Genomic DNA, 23,390 nt, shown 5'->3' on the forward strand with positions numbered 1-23,390 from the left:
TTAAATCGTTGTGGATCAAAGGGTTTCGAAAGATGTCGAATTTCGGCTGATGTCAGCGACTCTCGCCGTCGACAAGCCAGGGCGTAACGTCGAGCGGCCCGCTTCCTTGGCGAGCATCACCGCGACGATGTGTCGCGCACGCAATGCGGCGGCGTCGGCCTGGAACTCAACGCTTGATTGCCAGCCGTCGTAGCCCACGCGGGACGCAGCCGCTTCCACGATGGCCGTGTCACGGTGGATGAGTTCGTCGACAAACGACTGCAGCGTTGTCGTCACCGAGTCACGCTCCAGTGCGTAATTGCGCGACGCCTGCATGAAAACGTGTGTCGAAGAAGCTGTTTCGGGGGTGATTGCATGTGTCCGTACGTTCGAGTATTTCACCCCGTCGGCCTCGATCTCCCACCGCTGAATCTGCATCGCCGGCGAAGCGAAGACCCCACTTTCACGCCGGGAATACCCGCGCGCAGTATCCAGTCCGGTGGCGTCGGCTTCCCATTTCGCAAGTGGGGCCTCCGGAAGCAGTCGCGTGTAGGAGACCGTTGTCTCGGTGACTTCGACATCGTGAAAAGCCGGGAGACGATCAAGCCCTGGCGGGACGTCATCCCTATGCACGACGGGGGCATAAGAGAAGTCGAGATAGTGCTCGTGCAACATCAGGTAATTCGCCTTCACGAGCCAGGCGCTCGTGAACGTCGACCAATCCCTATCGTTTAGCCACGGTGTCCGCGGCGGTCGGCGGCCGGAAGCCGCAGCGGGTGGACCCATCCAGATCCAGACGAACGGGGGCTCCTCCAAGACCGGATACGTCCGCACGCGCATTCCTGGTGGAACATCGTGCTGTGTCGGAATCTGCACGCAGCGACCATCGGGCCCGTAGGTGCAGGCGTGATATCCGCACACGAGGCGATTACCGTCTACGCGGCCGTCCGACAGCGGGAAGCCCCGGTGTGCGCAGCGGTCGTCAAAGGCCATGACTTGACCGTCGTTGGATCGCCATAGGACGACATCGCGATCCAGCAACCGCCGACCTAGAGGAGCATCACCGAGTTCCTCTGATGTGGCGGCCCCGTACCAACACTTCTTCGGATAGTTCGCGTTCATAAGTCGAGCACCAACCTTTCCGTGCGTGACCGCGACACGCAGGTCAAAATCATGTTGCCGGAGGCACGTTCGGCGTCGGTGAGCATGGAGTCGCGATGATCGGGCGTCCCTTCGACGACGGTCGCCTGGCATGTGCCGCAGATGCCGTCGAGGCACGACGACAGGATTGGAATGTCGGCGTCCTCCAGCGCTTCGAGGATCGACACATCGGCTGAGACGTCGACTGTCACCGCTGAGCGTTGGCATACCACCTGGAAGGTGTCGAGCGCTTCGCTGCCAGCGTCGGCGGCGGGCGCCTTGGCCGCGAATCGCTCGATGCGCAGGCTGCCCTCCGGCCAGTGACTGCAGCTCTGTTCGAGCGCGGACAGGAGTTGTTCAGGTCCGCAGCAATACACGAGGGTTTCATCTGTCGGTTCTTTGAGAGCCGCCTCCAGATCGAAACGTCCTCTTTCGTCGCCCGGCCAAAGATTGACGCGGTCACCGTAGGTCGCGGACAGTTCCGCGGCGAAAGCCATTGTGGTGCGACTTCGCCCGAGATAAATGAGCGTCCAGTCACTCCCCGCCCGCTGCGCGGCTTCGATCATCGGCATGATCGGGGTGATCCCGATGCCGCCCGCGATGAACAGATACCTCGGCGAGTCGACGAGCGGAAAATGGTTGCGCGGGCCCCGAACTCGGACCGACGCGCCTTCCGCGAGATTCTCGTGGACATAGCGAGAGCCGCCGCGACTATGGGGATCAAGCAGCACGCCGACGCGCCAGACATTGCCGTCGGTCGGGTCACCGCACAGCGAATACTGGCGGACCAATCCCTCCTTCAGCATCAGGTCGACGTGCGCCCCGGGTTCCCAGGCTGGCAGCGTGCCTGCCTGCGGGTCGACGAGATCAAGTACCACCACGCCGTCGGCCGCCGGGTGTCGGCGCCGCACGACCAGATCGGTCGTGAACTCGTGGACCTTGGCGCCCGACACCATGGCTGGGGTTGCCTGAGCGGTAGTCAACAGTCCGCACTCCTTTCCGTGGTCACGAGCCGCGAGAGCTCAGCCAATTCATTGCGAATGTCAGCCATCAGATCCCAGGCGTCGGGCAATGCCTTGGCATCGCCGACGATGCCGACGTCTAGTCCTTGCTGGTAGCTGACGACGGTGATGTTGAGAGCGAAGCCGTCGAAGACGAGACTGAACGGGTAGTTCGCGAGGAGTGGTGCTCCGGCGCATGCCAGCCCGACCGGCGATCCGGGCACGTTGGAGATGATCAGGTTGATCGGCGGCCGTACCCATTGCGAAGAGACGAGGTCCATCAGACCTCGAGCAGCAATGCCAAACATCGGCGCCGGGATCGGTTCATTCACATCGCTCATGAGGGTTGGCGGAGCCTGCGCGGTGCGACGTTTCGCGACCGCCAGCGTTTCGTGGGCGAAGGTGAGTCGCTCGTGTGCGTCGGTCAAGTGCGTTGGGATCGGCGCAATGATCGAGGTGATCGAGTTTCCGTAGCGGTCTTCCGCGTCGGGCAGCCTCGTGGAAACGGGTAGATAGGCCACGAGCGGTTCCGTCGGTAGTTCGCCGGTCGATGCAAGCCTGCGGCGTATCGCACCGGCGCACATGGCGATTACGACATCGTTCACCGTGATGCCGAGAGCGTTCTTGACAGTTTTGACGTCGGCCAATGGGACCGTGCCGAAGGCGACGGCGCGCGCAGGTGAAAGCCGTGCATTGAATCTTGTCCGTGGGGCGTCGAGACGGTTCGCGCTGAGGTCTCGCCTGACGACACGTGAGACGGCGTGTACACCCGGCAATGAACGCAGAGCCGGAACTTGATCGAGATGCGCGAGCGCACGTGGGGCGGACAGCAGCGTCCGGGCAGGGCGGAATGGTAGCGATGCAAGACCGCGAACCGCGAGCGCGGCTCGACTCGGAAGGCCGTCCGCGGGTACCTGCCTCAATTCCGTTACCGCCGAGCGTTCGTCACCGCAGATGTCGAGCAGCTTGGCGAATATCTCGCCCGCCGCGATGCCGTCTACCGCGGCGTGATGCAAGGTGAAGGCGACCGCGGTACGTCCCGGCAGACCGTGAAAGACGCTGAGCTTCCACAGCGGCCTGTCTCGATCGAGAGGCGTGGACAGGATGCTCGCCACCTCGACCGCCAGGGTCGATTCATCGGCAGGAGCGGCCAGTGTCGTCTCCGACACGTGGTCGTCGAGGTCGATCTCTGTTTCGGCGAACACCGGATGGTCCAGACCGAGCGGAACTGTCACCAATTTCCAACGCAGCGGCGGGCATTCGCCGATGCGCTCGGAAATCAGCCGCCGCATCTTGGCAGCGGTGATCGGCTGTCCGCGCCGGGTTCGATAGACGGCGAGTCCGCAGTAATGCGCGCCGAAGTTGGCGCGCTCCGCCGCGAGAAACTGCGCGTCCAAAGCCGATAGCCGTCGCATCAGAAAACCCGTCGCATGATCTTGAGTGCGCGTTGCGTGTACGGGGGATAGAACAGTTTGGGGTCGGGTTTGGCGCGTTTGGCCAGCACAGCCCTGCGGTGGCTCATCGCTTCGAATCCCCAACGGCCGTGATAGGCGCCCATCCCGCTGGCGCCCACACCGCCGAACGGCAATTGCGGCACCAGGCAATGCACGGCGACATGGTTGACCACCGCACCGCCCGACGGGATTTGGTCGATCAACGCGCGCGCACGCCGCCGAGATGACGTAAATACATACAGCGCCAGGGGTTTCGGCCGACTGTTTATGAGGTCTATCGCCGCGTCGGTGGACTCGACCCTCAGTATGGGCAGGATCGGTCCGAAGATCTCGTCGGCCATGACGGGATCGGTTGGCGACGGGTCGACGATCACGGTCGGTTCGATGCGCAGCGTGGAACTGTCGGACCCTCCGCCGGCGACCACCTTGCCCTCGGTAGCGCTGACGAGGGCGACAAGCCGATCGAATTGGCGTTGGTTCACGATGGGTAACGACGGATCCTGCTCCCCCGAACGAAATTCGTGCAGATTCGCGACGATCTTGTCGACGAGCTCATCGGCGATGGCCCGGTCTGCGAGCACATAATCCGGTGCGATGCAGGTCTGTCCGGAGTTCATCAGCTTCACCCAAGCGATGCGGCGAGCGGCCACGTCAATGTCTGCGTCGGCTGCCACGATCACCGGGCTCTTGCCACCGAGTTCAAGCGTGACGGGCGTCAGCGTCGGGGCGGCCGCAGCCATGATCTTCTTGCCGACTTCGGTGCCACCCGTGAAGAATGCGTGGTCGAAACCCTGGGCCAGCAGCGTCTGTGTCGTTGCGGCGTCGCCCTCGACAACCCGCACGGCGTCGGAATCCAGATACACCGGCAGCAGTCTCGCCAGCAGAGCGGAGGTCGCCGGGGCGAGTTCCGACGGTTTGATCACGGCGCAGTTTCCGGCGGCAACGGCAGCGACTGATGGGGCCAGGCTCAAATACAGCGGATAGTTCCACGGCCCGATGATCAGCACGACACCCAGCGGGTCGTATTGAACCCACCCTCGGCCGGGTCGCTGGCTCAGTGGCAGCGGTTGCCGGGTGGGCCGCATCCACTTCTTCAAATGCTTTCGCGCATACGCCGCCTCGGCTTTCGTTGAAGCGATATCGCCGAGCCAGGCGTCGACTGCCGGCCGGCCAAGGTCGTCGGCCAGTGCAGCGGCGATCTCTGGCTCGCGTTCGTCGCACAGTCGCTCGATGCCGCGCAGCTGATCCAGACGCCACGACATCCCGCGGGTGCGGCCCCCTGCGAACACGCGGCGGAGGTCGGACAGCACGTCGGGGCTGTCTACTGATGCGGTACGGCTTGGCATTTCACGGACCTCGCGATCTAGATCTCAGGAGCGGGGATGACCCCACTGAGTACCGCGCCGGTGGCACCACCATCGACGACGAGCGGATGCCCGTTGATCCAGCGCGCCGCATCGGAGGCAAGGAAGACGATGGCGCCGGCAATGTCGTCCGGAGTCGCGTGGCGCCCGAGCAATGCCTTCAGACCGTCGAGCGCGTCCTTGCCCATGGAGTCCTCGAAGTCAGCCAGGATCGGCGTCTGCACCGGCCCTGGCAATACAGCGTTGATGCGAAACCCTTTCTGCGCCAACATCAGAGCCATCGACATCGTGTACACCGTGGTGACTTCCTTGGAGAAGTTGTAGGCGTTGCCCTGTTGAGGGTGGGCCTTGAACCAGGCCGCCCCCTCCTCGAAGGTTTCTGTGGCCAACAGGTCACAGATCACGTCGAGCCGCGCCGGCCAGCCGAAGCCCGCCGTCGACGAGACGATGGTCACCGTGCCCCCAGGCTTAAGCCGCTCGAAGAACGACTCCGTCAGCTGCCGTACAGCCAGGGCGTTGACGGCCACCACGAGATCGGCCGGCGCGGTGCCGGGGATACCGGCCACGTTCATCAGACCGTCGAACTGGCCTTCGAGTTGCTCGACGGCAGCCTCGATACTGCGTGGGTTCGACAGATCGACTTCGATGTGGCGGGTGACCGCCGCGCTCGGAGTGTTGCGGTCGAGGCAGTAGACTTCCGCGCCGGCCTTCAGCAGCTGCTCAGCTACGGCGTGTCCGACACCTGACGCGGCGCCCGTCACGACGTACCGCCTTCCGGCGAATTCAGACATGGGGGTTCCTTCCATTACGATCGAGCGCTCGCGTAGCGCTCGACGAGCGCTCGCTTTACAAGCTTTCCGGTTGCAGACCTTGGTAATTCGCCGACGAAGTCGACCGTCTTGGGAGCCTTGTAGTGCGCAATCCGCTCCCGTACGTAGCCGATGATTTCGGCCGCCAGTTCGTCGGACGGCGTGACTCCCTCACGCAGTTGGACGACTGCCTTGACTTGTTCACCCATTTCCGGGTCGGGCACCCCGATGACCGCGACGTCAAGAATCTTCGGGTGCAGGGCGAGGGCGTTCTCGACCTCTTGGGGGTAGATGTTGACCCCACCTGAGATGATCATGAACGCCTTGCGGTCGGTGAGGAACAGGTAGCCATCCGCGTCGATGTACCCGAGATCGCCTACTGTGCACCAGTTCTCATGCATGGGGTGCCGTGAGTCCGCGGTTTTCTCCGGATCGTTGTGGTACTCGAACGGCACGACAGGCCGCTCGAAATAGATCAGGCCGGCCTCGCCGGCCGCGAGCTCGTTGCCGTCGTCGTCGCAGATGTGCAGGACACCGAGCGCCGCTTTACCCACCGATCCGCGCTTGGTCTGCCATTCCTCGGTCGTGATGATGGTGGTGCCGTGTTGCTCGGTTGCGCCGTAATACTCGACGAGAACCGGCCCCCACCAACCGATCATCGCGTCCTTGACATCTGGAGGACACGGCGCGGCGGCGTGCACTGCCAACCGCAGGGACGACACGTCGTATGCGGTGCGTGCCTCCTCGGGCAGTTGCAACATCCGGACGAACATGGTGGGCACCATTTGCGTCACGGTGACCTGATATCGCTCGATCGCGGCCAGGGCCTCCTCAGCGCCGAACCGCTCCATCAGGACCACGGTGGCGCCTAACGCCTGAGCCGATGCACACCACTTCAGAGGAGCGGTGTGGTAGATCGGCGCGGGGGACAGATAGACATCACCGCCGGAGATCTTGAAAGCGTTGGCCAGCAGGGCGATCAACGGGTCCCCCGGTTCGTCGACCTGGATTGGCAACAGATGCGGTTTGATGCCTTTCGGTCGGCCCGTGGTGCCCGAGGAGTACAGCATCTCGGATCCACGGGGCTGGTCGGTAAGACGCGCACCGGCCGATGCCAACAACGTGGAGTACGACTGATAGCCCTCGATGGTCCCGCCGAATGCGTACCAACGCTTGACGTCTGGGACCAACGCCGGCAACGGCTCGGCCATCTTGCGCACACCCGCGGACGCGATCACCACTTGAGCGCCGCTGTCTTGCACGATGTATGCCGCTTCCTCAGGCGCCAGATGCCAATTCACCGCCGTGATGTAGAGGCCGGAACGTAAAGCCGCCCAGTAAATCTCAAAAGCCTCCGCGGCGTTGTCGCACACCATGGCGATGACATCACCCGTGCGCAGCCCCAAGCCGTGCAGCGCGGATGCCAGCTTGGCGGAATTTTCGTCGAGTTGACGATAGGTCAGAGTTTGACCCGAGCCGGCCATGATGACGGCCGGACGATCTGGTGCAATTGCCGCGTGTGTTCCCGGAAACATGTCAGCGCGCCTACCCCGTCACGCAGTCGGCATGCTGGGCTGCGGCCCGCGTCCAACACGGTCGGCCAAGTGGTCCCGCTCGAGCTCTTGCTCGAGTTGAGAGTAGCTCCGACTTCGCCGCCGGTCGGCCAAAAAATGAAATCCCGTGATAATCGCCGGAATTAGCACCGGCGACAATACAAGCGTCAGGATTGCGACGGCAGAAAACATATTTCTACTCACTTACTTCCGTGAAGCGGATCGTATTGATTTGCAATTGCAAACACCCGGAATCTCGCTGGTGAGGGCGATGTCGGGCTTTGCGTTCAGGAGGAAACGTTACGAACCAAACGGCGGCACAGCTACGTCGTCAACCGACCAAATTCGACGGACTTTCGGTGCATCGTTGTCGCTAACAGACAAGAGTCTCGGGCTGTAACTTCACCGACCGTGAAACTAGGTAGCCGGATGCTGGCGTTCCCTCATCTCGCGCTGCCCGCGCGCCATAAAGTCTGATGTATGGCTCAACGCAGCGGGGAGCACGGCGCCCTCGTTGCCAAGGCGGCAGCGATGATCATCGGCCGGCTCAACGACAAGCTGCCTGAGATCACGAAATCCGTGCAGGAGATGCTGGCCAGCGAGGTACCGGAAGTTGCCGCCGACGGAGAGCTGCTGGCGTTGGTTTACGACGCCGCACAAGGAAACTTTGATGCGTTCTTTCCGGCGATCCGCCACGGCATACCAGTCGACCGCATCGAGCCGCCGACGGCGGCGCTCGAGCATGCACGGCGCATGGCCCAGCGGGGGATGGACGCAGATGCACTGGCGCGTGGATACCGTCTTGGCCACCAGGCGGTGGTAGACCTCGTACTCGACGAGGTTCGCGCCACAGATTTCGATGCCCAGTTGACCTTGGACGTTTTCCAGCAGATCACGTCAATGTCGTTTCGTTATATCGACAGGATTTCCCAGCTGGTGCTTACCGCCTACCAAGATGAACGCGACCGCTGGTTGGCGAACCAGAACCGGGTGCGTGCATTACGGGTCCAGGAAACTATTGACGCGGACGAGATTGATATCGACGAGACCGCGACCGCAATCGGCTACCCATTACGAGGTATTCACCTGTCTGCCGTCGTGTGGTACGGGGAGTCGGAAAGCGGCGACGAACTGTTGACGCTGGAACGGTTTACAAGTGAACTCGGGAAATCGCTCGGCGCCCAGGAGCATCCGTTGTTCATCGGCGCCGATCGGGTGACCGGATGGGCATGGATACCGCTGTCCGCTGACACGGCGCCTCGCGTGGTGACGCAGGCTCGTGCATTCGCCGAGGCTCGAGCGGACGCACCGCGTATGGCGATTGGCAATCCCCTGCCGGGCATCGACGGCTTCCGCCGCTCGCATCAACAAGCGATGGCAGCGCGCGCTGTGGCGATTGCCGCGGGCCCGCGCCAGCCACGGGTGACCGCGGCCAGCGATCCGGGGCTCGGGGTGGCCGCCCGATTCAGCGGTGATCTCAAGGCGGCGCGCGCATGGGTTGGCGAGGTGCTCGGCCCGCTTGCCTCGGCGACGGACGTTGACGAACGGATGCGCGAAACTCTGCGGGTGTTCCTGCACACCGGGTCGAGTTTCAAGGCCGCCGCCGACGAGCTGCATCTGCATTCCAACTCGGTGAAATATCGAGTGCAGCGCGCGCTCGAGCGTCGCGGCAAACCGATCACCGACGATCGACTGGATGTCGAAGTCGCGTTGCTCCTCTGCCACTGGTTCGACACCGCAGTTCTGAGTTGATGTTTCGGCATTACGCGCGCAACGGCCACAGCGTTCTCAGCGGACCACTCATTAGGTCGGCTGATATCCCGCCGCCGAGTTGCGCAACTGCCAGATGCTGGCGGGACAAAGGATGCCCACTGCGTTCGAAACGAGATAATTCGCGGATTGCTCGTCATTGGGCGTGATGTCGGCTTTCACCTCAGCCATCACGGTTGCGTAAGGCGCCCCCCGACCCACCTTGTCGCATATCCCGTAGCCGTACCCGATGGCGTCGTTGTTCGGAAAGTTGTAATGGCGACGAAAGACCACGTTGTAGGTGAACTCCACTTCAGGGGCCGGCACGGCCGATGCTGGCGGCGCAAGACTCAGTGTCGTAGCAGCAAGGACCATGACGCCAATAGCCCTGGCCCCGAATACTTTACGAACCTTCATCGGTGATCCTCGTCCCAGCTAGATGCAGCCCGCGGAACATGGATTCGTCGGTGACAGCGGGTCCGACGGTGGGATGGCGGCACCGTCCGGCGACAACTGTTGTGTGAGGTCGACGTCCTGTTGAGGTCCGGTGCGATCGGCACGAAATGGCAGACGAACGAGAGCGCCAGCTCGCAGGGATTCTCGCCCGGTTCGGCGGCCGCCGGCGCCGTCGCCGCCGTACCCGCGGCCGCTGCAAACACCGCAGCTAACAGCATCCGGCCGAAAACGGCACGCAGCAGCCTGGTTTCACTGTTCATGGGCGTTTCCGCTAGACGGGCGGGTATGCCGGCGGCGGGTAGACACCTCGCAGTGCCCACGGGAACCAGTTGAAGAAATACTCGAGCTCGTCGCTGGCGTCGTAGTCCGGATTGGGATCCACGCCGTACCTCCGTATCCGTCGTGCCGATAGTGAGTGACCCTCCCACTCCGCGACGCCGGCGAGTATGGGCACACATGCGACTGAGAACCATGATTAATCGAAATTAAACTAAATGCAAGGCTTGTTCTGACGCAGCTCCGGTTCGAGATCGGCCCGGGCCGCGCGCCAGACGGCCCAAATCAGCACCATGACGTAGGCGCCGAACACCGCGAAGGGCACCCAGAAGACGAAGATCCCCTGGTAGGCGAACGGCCCGGTCTTGAAGAATGCAAGCAAGCTGCCCGGCGCGAACGTCAGCGCGCACCAGGCGCAGAAATAACCGACCCACCGGGGATACGGAGACCGGTTGGCGAGCGTCGCGGCTGAAATGGCGAGGGCTTGAACGATGAACGGAACCGTCGTATAGAAGGCCGTGATCCAGCCGATGTCGTGCAGGGTTTGCGTGAGCGCCGGGTCGCGCTCTGGGCGAAAGGTCGCGACGACGAGCAGCATCGTCGGGAGCAGCAGCAGCGTCCATGCCACGCCGCCGCCGAGCGCAGCCAGTCGGGAGAGCGATGACGGGCTGCCGTCGGCCCGCTTGAGTTGGGCGCTGACGGCGATCACCAGCGTCCCCCACCCCGCCCAGCCAAAGAATGAGATCAGCAGGCCGAACCGGATGGCCGTCGTGTTGTCCGCGTAAAACTCGGCGATCCTTTCCGGCGACCAGTCGGCCCGTGGCGGCGGCATGTAACCCGCGATCACGAGAAAGCCCGCTCCGGCCAGAAGCATGCCGGCGAGCGAGATTCCCGCAAGCCACATCTGGACCTTCGCCTCAAAAGCCGTGTCGGAGTCAGCGGCCGTCGCCGCTCGCAGTGACATACGGCCACGATAATCATTTTCTAATATATATTCAACTTATTCCCGCCCAGCGCGCTACGTGCCGTGAACCATCCTGCACGGCACCCGCGGCATAGAATCGAACGATGGCTAAGCGAACGGGCAACACAGTGCGATCGACCACACCGGAGGTGGACGATACCGAGGCCGCGTCGAAGTCGGCATTGACACGCGCCCGCATCCTGGACGCCGCCGCACAAGTCCTCAGCGAGCAGGGTTATGCGGGTCTTCGACTGACCGACGTCGCCGCAGTCGCCGAGATCCAGGCACCGGCGATTTACTACTACTACGCGTCCCGCGACGAGTTGATCGAAGAGGTCATGTGGGCCGGCATCGCGGACATGCGCGAGCACGTGGCAGGAGCCCTGGCCGAACTGCCCGATGGCACGCCGCCTCTGGACAAACTGCTCGTCGCGGTTGAAGCCCACCTCCGCCACGCTCTGGAGATCTCGGATTACACGACGGCCTCGATCCGCAACGCAGGGCAAGTTCCACTGACGATTCGCAAGCGCCAAATTCTGGAAGAGGAGCGTTACGGCGAGATTTGGCGACGGCTGATCAACGACCTCGCTCGCGAGGGTGGTCTACGGCCGGAACTCGATCTCTACATCGCCCAGATGCTGGTGCTCGGGGCGTTGAACTGGACGGTGGAGTGGTGGGACGCGCGGCGCGGATCAGTGGAAGCGGTCGTCGCCAACGCACAGACGATCATCCGTCACGGAATCTCGCCGGAGGGTTGAGGCGTCAACCGTAGGCGCCGGTCCACGGTGTTCTCCGTCGACCTTCGGACCAACCGCTTCGACACTTTTTCTAATTTGGGTTAAACTTCGGGTGTCGACGACACATGGGGGACGGTCGTGATGCATCTTCTGCAACAATCCAACACCGGCAACCGCGTCCGTCTGGTGGCCGTCAGGCTCGGGACACGAGCGTGACGTCGCCATCGAGCAACGCCTCCATCAGTGGCTCCCTCACAGGGGTCGCCGACAGCACGTTGGTACTGGCCGCAGTTACTTCGGACGTCGAACTTCGTCTCGTCGACGAGTGGCTTTCGAGGCGTGCGAGCACCAGCGACATCGTCGAGGTGGTGCAGCTGCCGCGAGGCTTCCCACCAGTCGCTTTGCAGAATCGCCTCGCCGACCTTCTCGCGACCAACGCCCTTACCGAGGTGGTTCCGGTGCGCGTGATGTGGTCACCGGGCCACGTCGGCGTCCTGTCCAAAACTCTCGCGTGGTTATCCGGCCGAGACGCCCACCGCCCGGCACGGTTTCGGCAGCGGTCGATCGTCAGGCGGTTCCCAGGCCGCGCTCGGGTCGTGTCGGGCGAACCGGCTTGCGTCGCCGACCTCCGTCGACAGTGGCACTCCGAAGTCGGCGGTGGCGGCCACATCGACTTCGCCCAATTCGTGTTACGGCGCGCAGTGCTGGCGATCGAGCGAGTCGAGTACCGAATACTCGGACCCGAGTACAAGTCACCGCGCCTCGTGAAGCCGGAACTGTTGGCGTCGAGACGATTTCGTTCGGGATTGGAACAGATTCCAGGCGCGACGGTGGACCGCGCTGGAGCGATCCTCGACGAGATGGCTGCCGGATGGAGCCGCGCATCGGTGGACCTGGTCCCGGCGATGGGCCGGTTGATCCTCCGTCGCGGCTTCGATTCGATCGACTACGACGCCGAGGAGGTCTGCGCATTGCGCGCGCGACTCGATCAGCATCCCTCGGTGATGCTGTTCTCGCATCGATCGAACCTCGATGCATTCGTGTTGACGATCGCCTTACGTGACAACGGTTTACCGCGGGCGCACGTCTTCGGCGGTGTCAACATGGCCTTCGGGTTCATGGGTCCCTTGATGCGACGGTCCGGCGTCGTCTTCGTGAGGCGCAACATCGGCAGTGACCCGCTTTACAAGTACACGCTCAAGCAGTACGTCGCGTACCTAATCGAAAAGCGGTTCAACCTCAGCTGGTCCATCGAAGGCACCAGATCTCGCACGGGCAAGATGTTGCCGCCCAAACTCGGGCTCATCAGTTACGTCACGAGCGCGTACGTCGACGGTCGCTGTGATGACGTGCTCCTACAACCGGTTTCGATCAGCTTCGACCAGTTGCACGAGACCGTCGAATACGCGAACTACGCACGCGGTGCCGAGAAGCGACCGGAGGGCTTCCGGTGGTTCTTCGAGTTCATCAAGGCGCAGCGAGAGCGCAGTTACGGCAAGATCTACGTGCGGTTCCCCCCGCCCGTATCCGTTCGGCAGTATCTCGGTGCCCCGCAGGCGGCCCCAGTGGACGAGGACGGCCAGCGCCTGGTGATTCACAAGATGGCACTCGAAGTTGCTTGGCGAATACTGCACGCCAGTCCCGTCAACGCCACCGCGCTGCTGGCCGCCGTGCTGCTGAACACCCGCGGCGCGGCACTCACCCTCGAGCGACTACACCACGCCCTGCAGGATCCGCTCGAATATCTGGAGCGCAGGCGGCTGCCGATGACGGCCAGCGCCGCGGAGTTGAGGACACCCGGGGGCGTCCGCGCGGCGGCTGATTCGCTGTCCCAAGGTCATCCGGTCACTCGCGTGGACGATGGAATGGAGCCGGTCTGGCTCATCCAACCCGAACATCAACATCAAGCCGCGTTCTATCGCAACACGCTCATTCACGCGTTCCTCGAGACATCGATCATCCAGCTTGCACTCGCGCACACGGCACGATCCGACGGTGGCAGGCTCGAGGTGTTCTGGAACCAAGTCGCGCGGTTGCGCGACCTGTTGAAGTTCGATTTCTACTTCCCGGACTCCGCCTCGTTCACCGATCACGTCACCGAGGAGATGACGTGGCTGCACGATTGGGAGCAGCGAATCGCCTGCGGAGGGGATACGACGCGAGAACTGTTGCGGGATAAGCATCCACTGATGGCTGCCACGATGCTGAGGCCCTACTTCGAGGCGTACTCCATCGTCGCCGACGTCCTCCATCACCTTCCTGACGAACCGCTCGACAACGCGGACCTCATCCAGCGTGCGCTCGGCCTCGGCCGCCAATACGTCGCGCAGCGAGTCCGCAGCAATGAGTCGGTGTCGACGCTATTGTTCGCCACCGCGCGGCAAGTGGTCGCCGACCAGGGCCTGCTCACGACGCCGAGTGCTGACCTCCGCGAACGCCGTGCGGCCTTCCGATCAGAGTTGCGCGGAATTCTCGTGGATCTCGATACCGTCGAAAGGCTCGCAACGACGGGTGCGCTAACATTGTTTAATTCAGAATAGAAACTGACACGAGGTAACCCAGTGAGTTTTCACCTGAACGACGAAGAGACGATGCTCGTCGACACCGTGCGCGAATTCGTCGATCGAGAGGTCAAGCCCACCGTGCGCGATGTCGAGCACGCCAACGAGTACCCGGACGCGTGGATCGAACAGATGAAGCGCATCGGCATCTTCGGTTTGGCTGTACCGGAGGAGTACGGCGGTACGCCCGTGAGCACGCCCTGCTACGTCGAGGTCACCCAGGAACTGGCTCGCGGCTGGATGAGCCTGGCTGGCGCGATGGGCGGGCACACCGTCGTCGCCAAGCTGGTCAGCCAGTTCGGCACCGACGAGCAGAAGCAGAAGTACCTGCCCGCCATGGCGTCGGGTGACATGCGCGCGACCATGGCGCTGACCGAACCCGGCGGCGGCTCGGATCTACAGAACATGACGACGGTTGCCCGCCGAGAGGGCAACGACCTGATTATCAACGGATCGAAAACGTGGATCAGCAATGCGCGCCGATCGGGCCTCATCGCACTGCTGTGCAAGACCGACCCCAACGCCGTGCCCAAGCACAAGGGCATTTCGGTGGTACTGGTAGAGCACGGAGCAGGATTGACGGTGTCCCGTGACCTGCCCAAGCTTGGCTACAAGGGCGTGGAGTCGTGCGAGCTGTCGTTCGACGACTGTCGCGTTCCTGCCGAGGCGATACTCGGAGGCGATCCCGGCCTGGGCTTCGCCCAGATGATGAAAGGGCTTGAGACGGGCCGCATTCAGGTCGCATCTCGCGCACTCGGCGTGGCCACTGCGGCGCTGGAGGATGCGCTGCGCTACGCGCAGGAACGCGAGAGCTTCGGGCAGCCGATCTGGAAGCACCAGTCGATCGGCAACTACCTGGCCGACATGGCGACCAAGTTGACCGCGGCGCGCCAGTTGACCCGCTACGCGGCCGAACGCTACGACAGCGGCGAACGGGCCGACATGGAAGCCGGTATGGCGAAGCTGTTCGCTTCTGAAATCGCCATGGAGATCGCGCTCAACGCCGTGCGCATTCACGGCGGCTATGGATACTCGACCGAGTACGACGTCGAGCGCTACTTCCGCGACGCTCCTCTGATGATCGTCGGCGAGGGCACCAACGAAATCCAGCGCAACGTCATCGCCGGCCAACTGGTGTCTCGCGGAGGTATCTAACTCGATGCTGATCGGATTCGACGACTATCCCGTCCACCAGACCGCACTCCCCCTCGCGCACGCCGGGTCCGGGAGCCCTCATCACTACGATCGCTTCTGGTTCAACGGTTTCCGCGACGACCTGATGTTCGGCGTCGCATTCTGCGTATATCCGAACCGCGAGCTCGTGGATGGAGCGTTCTCGGCTGTGGTCGACGGCCGACAACACTCGGTGTTCGCCAGTGGTCGCATCGGCCCCAACCCGGTGGACACCTCTGTCGGGCCGATCCGGATCGAGATCATCGAGCCGATGCGGGTCAACCGCGTCATCGTGGACGCCCCCGATCACGGGATAGTCGCCGACCTCACCTACACCGCGACAACGGCTGCGGTCGAAGAGACCCGCCAAACCGCCTACCGCGGCGCACGGTTGTACATGGATGCCACCAGAGCCACCCAGTGGGGTACGTGGACCGGCGAGCTGGAGGTCGCCGGGAAACGGATCGGACTCGGCACCGACGGCGTGCACGCCACCAAGGACAGATCGTGGGGATCGCGATCCACGCACGGATGGACAGACGGTGCGCCGTCCGCGCCTCCGGAGGTTCTGTTTCTGTGGGCGCCGATTCACTTCGACGACGAGTGCTTTCACTTCCTCGTCTTCGAAGATCCCGATGGCACCTCTTGGGCCCGAGACGCTTTCGTAGTCCCGAAGTCCGCAGCATCGGTGAGTGCAGAGTCGGTCCACTTCGCCCGCGTCGACCATTCGGTCAGTTGGATTCCGGGCACCCGACGCGCCCGGAAGGCCGTCCTCGTCACTCACACGATCGATGGCGCGTCAGACGAGATGAGACTCGAACCACTCGCGACTTTTCAGATGAAGGGCCTGGGATACGGCCACCCGACGTGGGCGCACGGGAAGTGGCACGACGAACTCGCCGTTGCAAGCGAGTCTTACGACATCGCAGACCTCGACCCGATGGCTCCCGAAAACCTCCACGTGCAGCAACTCGTTCGAGCCTCGTGGCGCGGCCGGCACGGGCTCGGAGTACTGGAGCAGGTCGTCATCGGCGCGTACCCGCACTACGGTTTCGCCGACTTCCTTGGCGGGGCGGCCGCCAGATCGCCCTCCTAGAGGCGTCCGGCACGCATATTATCTAACTGTGGATAGAAATCTGCTCTGGTCGGCCTCGAGGCAGTCGGACAGCGAGTCGAAGGCAGCCCGCACGCGCGTCCGCATCCTGGATGCCGCGGCGCATGTGCTGAGCATCAAGGGTTACGCCGGCACCCGCCTCTGCGACGTCGCATCCAGCGCTGAGGTTGCGGCGCCCGCCATTTACTACTACTTCTCCTCGCGCGACGATCTGATCGAGGAGGTCATGTACGCGGGCATCGCGGACATGCGGGTGCACCTTCGGAAGTCCCTCGATGCATTGCCTCCTGAGACCCCCATGCTCGAGCGCATCCTGGTCGCCGTCGAGGCCCACTTGCGGCATGAACTGGAACTTTCGGACTACACGACGGCGTCGATACGGAACTCGGGGCAGATCCCCGACCAACTACGGACGCGCCAGCGCGACGAGGAACAGGCCTATGGCGCACTCTGGAGCGGACTGTTCGACCAAGCCCACGCCGACGGCGAACTGCGACCCGAACTCGACGCGAGACTCGCTCAGTTGCTTGTCGTGGGCGCATTGAACTGGGCCGCAGAATGGTTCGATCCGCGACGCAGTTCGGTGGACGCCGTCGTCGCCAACGCACGCAGCCTCGTCCGCCACGGGCTGGCGGCGAGTCCACATCCCCCGTAGTGGGTTCTTTCCGCTCTTCGGATCCGCATTTGATCTTTTTTGATTCTCTGTTAAATTATTGTCATGGCTGAAGCTTTCATCGTTGACGCGGCGCGGACCGCAGTTGGTAGACGCAAGGGCGGGTTCGCCGGCGAACACCCGGCGGACATGGCCGCCCACGTGATCAAGACAGTGGTCGGCCGACAGGACATCGATCCGGCCGCCATCGATGACGTGATCCTTGGCTGCCTGGACAACATCGGCGCACAAGCCGGCGACATCGCCCGAACATCCGCACTCGCCGCCGGGCTCCCGGAGTCGGTACCAGGCGTCACGATCGATCGTCAGTGCGGATCCGCCCAGCAGGCAGTGCATTTCGCCGCGCAAGCCGTCATGAGCGGCACGTCGGACCTCATCGTTGCCGGCGGTGTCCAGAAGATGACCCAGTACCCGATTCTGAGCGCCTTCGCTGCCGGTGAGCCATACGGTGCCACCGATCCCTGGACCGGATGCCGCGGCTGGGAGTCGCGCTACGGCACCCAGGAGATCTCCCAGTTCCGTGGCGCCGAGCTGATCGCCGAGCACTGGCAGCTCTCCCGGGAGGACAACGAGCGCTTCGCATTGCAGAGCCACGATCGTGCGATCGCAGCCATCGACGCCGGCTACTTCGAACGCGAGATCGTTCCCTACGCGGGAGTGAGCGTCGATGAGGGGCCGCGCCGGGACACGTCGCTGGAGAAAATGGCCACCCTGCCGACCCTGACCGAGGGAGGACTGCTCACCGCCGCGGTGGCCAGTCAGATCTCCGACGGCGCCGCGGCTTTACTCATCGCTTCCGACGATGCGGTGAAGCGCTTCGGGCTCACTCCCCGCGCGCGGATTCACCACATGTCGGTGCGCGGTAGCGATCCCGTCATGATGCTGACCGCACCGATTCCGGCCACCCAGCACGCGCTCAAACGCACCGGCATGTCGATCGACGACATCGACGCCGTGGAGATCAACGAGGCGTTCGCCCCGGTGGTGCTTGCCTGGTTGGCCGAGCTCGGCGCCGACCCGGCACGCGTCAACCCCAACGGCGGGGCCATCGCCCTGGGGCATCCCATCGGCTGCACGGGCGCTCGACTGATGACCTCACTGCTCCACGAACTCGAACGCACCGGCGCCCGATACGGCCTGCAAACGATGTGCGAGGGTGGCGGCCAAGCCAACGTGACGATCATCGAACGCCTCTAGCGCGGCGGGACGACGATGCTGCGCGAGCTATACAACGACGATCACGAGGTCTACCGGGAAACCGTGCGGGAGTTCCTCGCTCGCGAAGTCGTTCCTCACCAACACGATTGGGATGACGCCCGTTGGATCGACCGGACGGTCTACGCCCGCGCAGCCAAGGCCGGCCTGTACGGTCTCCAGATCGACGAGCGCTTCGGCGGATCCGGTGAGCACGACTACCGCTACCGGATGGTCGTGTGCGAGGAGGTCGCGCGGATCAATGCACTGTCATTCGGGCTGACCGTGAGCCTGCAGGACGACCTCGTGCTGCACTATCTGCTTGACCTCACATCCGAAGAGCAGAAACAACGATGGTTGCCGGGATTCGCCTCGGGAGACATCCTTGGCGCGCTCGCGATGACCGAACCCGGCGCAGGAAGTGATCTCCGCGGCATCCGTACCACCGCGCGCCGCGACGGCGAGCACTGGATCATCAACGGACAGAAGACCTTCATCTCAAGCGGGCTCATGGCCGACCTCGTCGTCGTCGCAGCGCGCACGGATGAGGGGCCCGGGGGGCTGAGCCTGTTCGTGGTGGAGAGGGACACCCCCGGGTTCGAGCGAGGCGCCAAGCTCGACAAAATCGGTCTCCCCGGCCAAGACACCTCCGAACTGTTCTTCGTCGATGCTCGCGTGCCGCACGCCAACCTCATCGGCCAAGAGGGTCACGGCCTGCAGCACCTGATGAGCCATCTACCTCGGGAGCGACTCGGCGTCACGGCCAAAGCGATTGCGACGACGACCGCGATCTTCGGGCAGACGGTCGAATACTGCAGAACCCGCAACGCCTTTGGCGACCCGCTCACCTCGCAGCAGCACATCAGGTTCGAACTCGCCGAGATGTCGACGCAGATCGATGTGGCGCAGGCCTACGTGGACAAGTCGGTCCTGGCCTACAACTCCGGTCAACTCGACCCGGTCGACGCCGCAAAGGGCAAGTGGTACGTCAGTGAACTACAAAAGTCAGTTCTCGACCGCTGCCTCCAGCTCCACGGAGGATACGGCTACATGACCGAATACCCCGTCGCTCGTGCGTATCTCGACACTCGGGTCCAGACTATCTACGGCGGCACCACGGAAATCATGAAGGAGATCATCGGACGCGACCTCGCGCGATGATCGATCCCTAAGCGAACGGACCGTCCAGTATCCGCGGTCACCCGCGGGCCGTCACCAGCATCTCGGCGATGTCCACGAACTTCACGCGCGGGCGTTCGACCTCGCGGCCGCGAAGACGTTCGGCTGTATCGATCGCGCGCCAGCCGACGGTGTCTATCGGCTCGACGCCACGTCGGGCCAGCAACTCGCCAACGCCGGACTTGGCAGTGACGTCGAGGCTGAGCAGACCTTCATCGAAGTCCTGCCATAGCTTGCCGACCGTCTCACGGGCGCATTGCCGGTTGGTGCCGATAACACCGCGGGCTCCACGTTTGATCCACCCGGTGACGTAGACACCCGGTTCAGCTCCGTTCGTGCCGACCACTCGACCGTGATCGTTGGGCACCACACCGGCGTCGTGATCGAACGGCAGCCCCGGAATCGCCTCGCCGACATACCCGATCGAGCGCAGAATCAGCGGCGAGTCGATGACCTGCTCGTCATCGCCTGCCCTCACTCGCACGCCCGTTGCCTGCGATACACCGATGATCGCCGTGGGCACGGAATCGAACCTCAGCACGATCCGCTTGTTATCTGGATGAACGGCACGGGCCGCGAACTCGGACATGATGCCGAGCTTTGCGGCGGTGTCGATGTCGTCGTCCTCGCCGACGGTCAAGTCAGCGGCTTCCACTACCACGTCGACGCCCGGCAGATGCCCCAACGCGAGTAGCTCGGCCGACGAGAAGGCGGCATACCGCGCACCACGGCGACCGAGTACTACTACTTCTCGAATATTGCTGCGCGACAGCGCTTCCAGGGCATGACCGGCGATGTCGGTTTTGGCGAGATCGTCGCGGTTCATCAGGAGCAGCCGAGCTACATCGAGGGCGACGTTGCCGTTGCCGATGACGACGGCGCGCTCGCCGCTCAGGTCGTACTCATCACCCGCGTGGTCGGGATGCCCGTTGTACCAAGCCACGAAATCGGAGGCCGCGTGATTCCCTGGAAGACCTTCACCGGGTACCGCCAAGTCGCGGCTTCTGGAGGCTCCGACGGCATAGATGACGGCATGGTGGCTCGCGACCAACTCGGCGTGGGTCAGATCACGTCCGATTTCGACGTTGAAGTAGCAGTTCACCTTGCTGTCGGCGAATACGTGGCGGAACGACTCGGCGACCTCCTTCGTGCGCTGATGGTCCGGCGCAACTCCTGCGCGGATCAACCCGAACGGAGTCGGAAGCCGCTCGAACAGATTGACCTCCACACCCCCGATGCGGAGCAGATCACTTGCGGCGTACAGTGCCGCCGGGCCTGTACCGACGATCGCGACGCGCAGTTCCCCACGCTCCACCGACGGGTGGTCGCGAACCGTTGTCGGATAAGACATCTCGAGTGGATGGCGTGCGAAGTAGGCGGCGTTGAGGTCGCGGAAACGGCGTTGGTCAGACGGGAGATCGTCTTCGTAATAGATAGCGCCGACCGGGCATTCCTCCATGCATGCCCCGCAGTCGATGCAGGCGACGGGATCGATGTACAGCATCGGCGCGACGTCGAAGTCGCCGGTCGGTGTCGGACGAATGCAGTCCACCGGACAGACGGGAACGCAACTCGCGTCCTTGCAGCAGTTCTGGGTGATGACGTAGGCCATGACGGGCAAGGCTCCTTAAGTCTCGTCGGCTTCGATCGACAGCGCACCGGTGGGGCAGTTCGCGACCGCTTCTGTCACAGTTGGCATTTCGCTGGTGTCCGGGTCGTCCTGTAGCAGGTGTGATCTGCCGTCATCACCCACCTGGTAAATGGTCGGTGCCGTCATCTCGCACAGACCTATACCGGAGCACTTCGACGAGTCCACGCGTAGCCTCACTAGAACATCCTCCGCATCATTTTCAGGGCGCGCGGTGTGTACGGCGGGTAGATCAGCCGCGGGTCGGGCCAGGTGGGCTTGGACAGCACGGCGCGGCGGTGACTGAACGTTTCGAAACCCCACTTGCCGTGGTAGGCACCCATTCCGCTCTCGCCGACGCCACCGAAGGGCAACGAAGGAACGAGGCAGTGCATGGCAAGGTGGTTGATCACCGCGCCGCCGGAGGGTATTCGGTCGATGATCCGTTGCGCCGCTGCGTTACTCGAGAACACGTACAAGCCGAGTGGCTTCGGACGGTCGTTCACGAACTGCACCGCGTCGTCGATCGTGTCCACCGAGAGCACGGGCAGAATCGGGCCGAAAATCTCGTCGACCATCACCGGGTCGCTCGGTCGCGGATCGGCGATGACCGTCGCGTCGATGCGCAATGTGTCAGCGTTGTACGTACCGCCACAGCGGATTTCGCCACCTGTTTGATCGATGAGTGACGTCAGTCGATCGAACTGGCGGCGGTTGACGATCGGGAGTCGCGGATCGGATTCCCCGGATCGGAATTGCTCGAGGTTGGCGATGATCTTCTCCGTGAGCACCGACGCGATGGTGTGTTCGGCGAGAACGTAGTCCGGGGCGATGCACGTTTGGCCGGAGTTCATCAACTTCACCCACGCGATTCGGCGGGCAGCGACGTCAAGGTCTGCATCGGCGGCGACGATGACGGGCCCTTTGCCGCCCAACTCGAGGGTGACGGGGGTGAGCGTCGGTGCGGCCGCAGCCATGATCTTGCGCCCGATCTCTGTTCCGCCGGTGAAAAAGGCGTGATCGAATCCCTGCGCCAACAACTCCTGCGTGGTGGTGGCATCACCTTCCACGACGCGCACAGCGCGCGGGTCGAGATAGCGCGGCAACAGCCTTGCCAGCAGCGCCGACGTCGCCGGCGCCAGCTCCGACGGTTTGACGACCGCACAGTTTCCGGCTGCCAACGCGGCGACGAGCGGGCCCAGACTCAGGTACACCGGGTAGTTCCACGGCCCGATGACGAGGACCACGCCGAGAGGTTCGTACTGCACCCATGCTCGGGCGGGTAGTTGCGTAAGCGGAACCGACGCTCGTCGACGGCGCATCCACTTCTTCAGGTGTTTGAGCGCATACGCGACCTCGGCCTGCGTCGATGCGATGTCCCCCAGCCACGCCTCTGGCGGCGGCCGGCCGAGATCGCTCGCCAGCGCATCGACGATCGCATCTTCCTGTTCGACGAGAAGTCGCTGCAGACCGCGCAACTGCTCAGTCCGCCAACGCAATTCAGTGGTAGAGCCTTCAGCGAAGAACGAGCGCAGTTTCGCGACCAATTCTGCCGCGGGAGCTGACGTGGTGGATACCGATGTCGTCATGCCCGATCAGAACTCCGGAACCGGAACCAGGCCGGACGCGACCGCGCCGGTGATGCCGCCGTCGACCACGAGCGGATGGCCGTTGATCCACCGGGCAGCGTCAGAGGCCAAGAACACCACTGCTTCGGCGATGTCCTCCGGGGTGGCGTGGCGGCCGAGCAGTTCCTTCACGCCGTCGAGGGTGTCCTTGCCCATGGACTTTTCGAAGTCCACCAGAATCGGGGTTTCCACCGGCCCTGGCAACACCGCGTTGATGCGAAGACCCATCTGAGCGAACGCCAGTCCCATGGTGAGCGTGTAGACGGTGCTCGCCTCCTTGGAGAAGTTGTAGGCGTTGCCCTTTAGCGGATGTTCCTTGAACCAGGCCGCACCGTCCTCGAAGGTGTCTGTGGCCAGGAAGTCGCGGATATCGTCCAGGCGCTCCGGCCACCCGAAGCCCGCCGTCGACGACACGATGGTGACGGAGCCACCTGGACGGAGTCGGGTCATCACGGCTTCGGTGAGATGGCGCACCGCCAAGGTGTTCACGGCCACGACGACATCGGCCGGTGCGGTGCCGGGGATGCCCGCGATGTTCATCAAGCCGTCGAACTCACCGTCGATCTGTTCGAGAGCGGCATCGATGCTTCGCGGATTGGCGAGGTCCACCTCGACGTGGCGGGTGACGGCCGCGCGAGCCACGTTGCGATCCAGTGAGATCACCTCGGCACCCGCTGCCAACAGAAGTTCGGCGGTGGCGTGGCCGATACCCGAAGCGGCGCCGGTGACGAGGTAGCGCTTTCCGGTGAAGTCCGACAT

20 protein-coding genes are annotated in these 23,390 nt (G+C 63.4%); 8 read left to right on the forward strand and 12 right to left on the reverse strand.

Annotation, left to right across the window (positions count from 1 at the left end; genetic code table 11):
* Nucleotides 1-15: 15 nt before the first annotated feature.
* The 6 genes from J3E61_RS02495 to J3E61_RS02520 are packed head-to-tail and all read right to left on the reverse strand — an operon-like array spanning nucleotide 16 to nucleotide 7,282.
* Complete coding sequence (locus J3E61_RS02495; protein WP_210082486.1) at nucleotides 16-1,101, reverse strand: aromatic ring-hydroxylating dioxygenase subunit alpha; 1,086 nt, start codon at nucleotides 1,099-1,101, stop codon at nucleotides 16-18.
* Nucleotides 1,098-2,075: an oxidoreductase gene (locus J3E61_RS02500; RefSeq protein ID WP_210085399.1), complete on the reverse strand. Its 978-nt coding sequence runs from the start codon at nucleotides 2,073-2,075 to the stop codon at nucleotides 1,098-1,100. Before J3E61_RS02500 ends, J3E61_RS02495 begins: the two co-directional genes overlap by 4 nt.
* Nucleotides 2,076-2,098: 23 nt before the next feature.
* A complete protein-coding gene (locus J3E61_RS02505; RefSeq protein WP_210082487.1) occupies nucleotides 2,099-3,535 on the reverse strand; it encodes a wax ester/triacylglycerol synthase family O-acyltransferase in 1,437 nt (478 codons plus the stop codon).
* On the reverse strand, nucleotides 3,535-4,920 hold the full coding sequence (locus J3E61_RS02510) for an aldehyde dehydrogenase family protein (protein ID WP_210082488.1): 1,386 nt from the start codon (nucleotides 4,918-4,920) through the stop codon (nucleotides 3,535-3,537). Before J3E61_RS02510 ends, J3E61_RS02505 begins: the two co-directional genes overlap by 1 nt.
* A 17-nt stretch (nucleotides 4,921-4,937) precedes the next feature.
* On the reverse strand, nucleotides 4,938-5,729 hold the full coding sequence (locus J3E61_RS02515; RefSeq protein ID WP_210082489.1) for a coniferyl-alcohol dehydrogenase: 792 nt from the start codon (nucleotides 5,727-5,729) through the stop codon (nucleotides 4,938-4,940).
* Nucleotides 5,730-5,743: 14 nt separating this feature from the next.
* Nucleotides 5,744-7,282: an acyl-CoA synthetase gene (locus tag J3E61_RS02520; protein ID WP_210082490.1), complete on the reverse strand. Its 1,539-nt coding sequence runs from the start codon at nucleotides 7,280-7,282 to the stop codon at nucleotides 5,744-5,746.
* A gap of 498 nt (nucleotides 7,283-7,780) precedes the next feature.
* On the opposite strand from J3E61_RS02520, the gene J3E61_RS02525 reads away from it, so the two are divergent.
* Nucleotides 7,781-9,052 (forward strand): helix-turn-helix domain-containing protein, encoded by a 1,272-nt coding sequence (locus J3E61_RS02525; protein ID WP_210082491.1) that lies wholly within the window; start codon nucleotides 7,781-7,783, stop codon nucleotides 9,050-9,052.
* Nucleotides 9,053-9,103: 51 nt separating this feature from the next.
* Here J3E61_RS02525 and J3E61_RS02530 read toward each other — a convergent pair whose 3' ends face one another.
* Together J3E61_RS02530 and J3E61_RS02535 are read right to left on the reverse strand one after the other, a co-directional pair.
* Nucleotides 9,104-9,466: a DUF732 domain-containing protein gene (locus J3E61_RS02530; RefSeq protein WP_210082492.1), complete on the reverse strand. Its 363-nt coding sequence runs from the start codon at nucleotides 9,464-9,466 to the stop codon at nucleotides 9,104-9,106.
* Between the two features lie 529 nt (nucleotides 9,467-9,995).
* Nucleotides 9,996-10,685: a hypothetical protein gene (locus tag J3E61_RS02535; protein ID WP_210082493.1), complete on the reverse strand. Its 690-nt coding sequence runs from the start codon at nucleotides 10,683-10,685 to the stop codon at nucleotides 9,996-9,998.
* Between the two features lie 242 nt (nucleotides 10,686-10,927).
* Between J3E61_RS02535 and J3E61_RS02540 the strand changes: the two genes are divergently transcribed.
* The 7 genes from J3E61_RS02540 to J3E61_RS02570 all read left to right on the forward strand — a co-directional run bounded on the left by J3E61_RS02540 (nucleotide 10,928) and on the right by J3E61_RS02570 (nucleotide 19,358).
* The gene (locus J3E61_RS02540) at nucleotides 10,928-11,503 is read left to right on the forward strand and encodes a TetR family transcriptional regulator (RefSeq protein ID WP_210085400.1); all 576 of its coding nucleotides are present in this window, start codon (nucleotides 10,928-10,930) and stop codon (nucleotides 11,501-11,503) included.
* A 191-nt stretch (nucleotides 11,504-11,694) separates the two neighbouring features.
* The gene (locus J3E61_RS02545) at nucleotides 11,695-14,022 is read left to right on the forward strand and encodes a glycerol-3-phosphate 1-O-acyltransferase (RefSeq protein ID WP_210082494.1); all 2,328 of its coding nucleotides are present in this window, start codon (nucleotides 11,695-11,697) and stop codon (nucleotides 14,020-14,022) included.
* 21 nt (nucleotides 14,023-14,043) lie between these two features.
* Complete coding sequence (locus tag J3E61_RS02550; RefSeq protein ID WP_210082495.1) at nucleotides 14,044-15,198, forward strand: acyl-CoA dehydrogenase family protein; 1,155 nt, start codon at nucleotides 14,044-14,046, stop codon at nucleotides 15,196-15,198.
* Between the two features lie 4 nt (nucleotides 15,199-15,202).
* Nucleotides 15,203-16,312 carry a hypothetical protein gene (locus J3E61_RS02555; RefSeq protein ID WP_210082496.1) on the forward strand — a complete coding sequence of 370 codons (1,110 nt, stop codon included), beginning with the start codon at nucleotides 15,203-15,205 and terminating at the stop codon, nucleotides 16,310-16,312.
* Nucleotides 16,313-16,340: 28 nt separating this feature from the next.
* Entirely contained in the window at nucleotides 16,341-16,985 is a 645-nt protein-coding gene (locus tag J3E61_RS02560) for a TetR family transcriptional regulator (RefSeq protein ID WP_210082497.1), read from the forward strand.
* A gap of 63 nt (nucleotides 16,986-17,048) precedes the next feature.
* Nucleotides 17,049-18,200: an acetyl-CoA C-acetyltransferase gene (locus J3E61_RS02565; RefSeq protein WP_210082498.1), complete on the forward strand. Its 1,152-nt coding sequence runs from the start codon at nucleotides 17,049-17,051 to the stop codon at nucleotides 18,198-18,200.
* Nucleotides 18,201-18,215: 15 nt separating this feature from the next.
* On the forward strand, nucleotides 18,216-19,358 hold the full coding sequence (locus J3E61_RS02570; RefSeq protein WP_210082499.1) for an acyl-CoA dehydrogenase family protein: 1,143 nt from the start codon (nucleotides 18,216-18,218) through the stop codon (nucleotides 19,356-19,358).
* A 37-nt stretch (nucleotides 19,359-19,395) separates the two neighbouring features.
* Here the strand turns inward: J3E61_RS02570 and J3E61_RS02575 are convergent, their stop codons facing one another.
* The 4 genes from J3E61_RS02575 to J3E61_RS02590 are packed head-to-tail and all read right to left on the reverse strand — an operon-like array spanning nucleotide 19,396 to nucleotide 23,390.
* A complete protein-coding gene (locus J3E61_RS02575; RefSeq protein WP_210082500.1) occupies nucleotides 19,396-20,988 on the reverse strand; it encodes an FAD-dependent oxidoreductase in 1,593 nt (530 codons plus the stop codon).
* Between the two features lie 15 nt (nucleotides 20,989-21,003).
* Nucleotides 21,004-21,204: a ferredoxin gene (locus J3E61_RS02580; protein ID WP_210082501.1), complete on the reverse strand. Its 201-nt coding sequence runs from the start codon at nucleotides 21,202-21,204 to the stop codon at nucleotides 21,004-21,006.
* Complete coding sequence (locus J3E61_RS02585; protein WP_210082502.1) at nucleotides 21,204-22,592, reverse strand: aldehyde dehydrogenase family protein; 1,389 nt, start codon at nucleotides 22,590-22,592, stop codon at nucleotides 21,204-21,206. The genes J3E61_RS02580 and J3E61_RS02585 overlap by 1 nt, the downstream gene beginning before the upstream one ends.
* A gap of 6 nt (nucleotides 22,593-22,598) precedes the next feature.
* On the reverse strand, nucleotides 22,599-23,390 hold the full coding sequence (locus J3E61_RS02590; protein WP_210082503.1) for a coniferyl-alcohol dehydrogenase: 792 nt from the start codon (nucleotides 23,388-23,390) through the stop codon (nucleotides 22,599-22,601).

Source organism: Mycobacterium sp. OAE908, assembly GCF_017872775.1.
In the GTDB taxonomy this organism is placed as follows: domain Bacteria; phylum Actinomycetota; class Actinomycetes; order Mycobacteriales; family Mycobacteriaceae; genus Mycobacterium.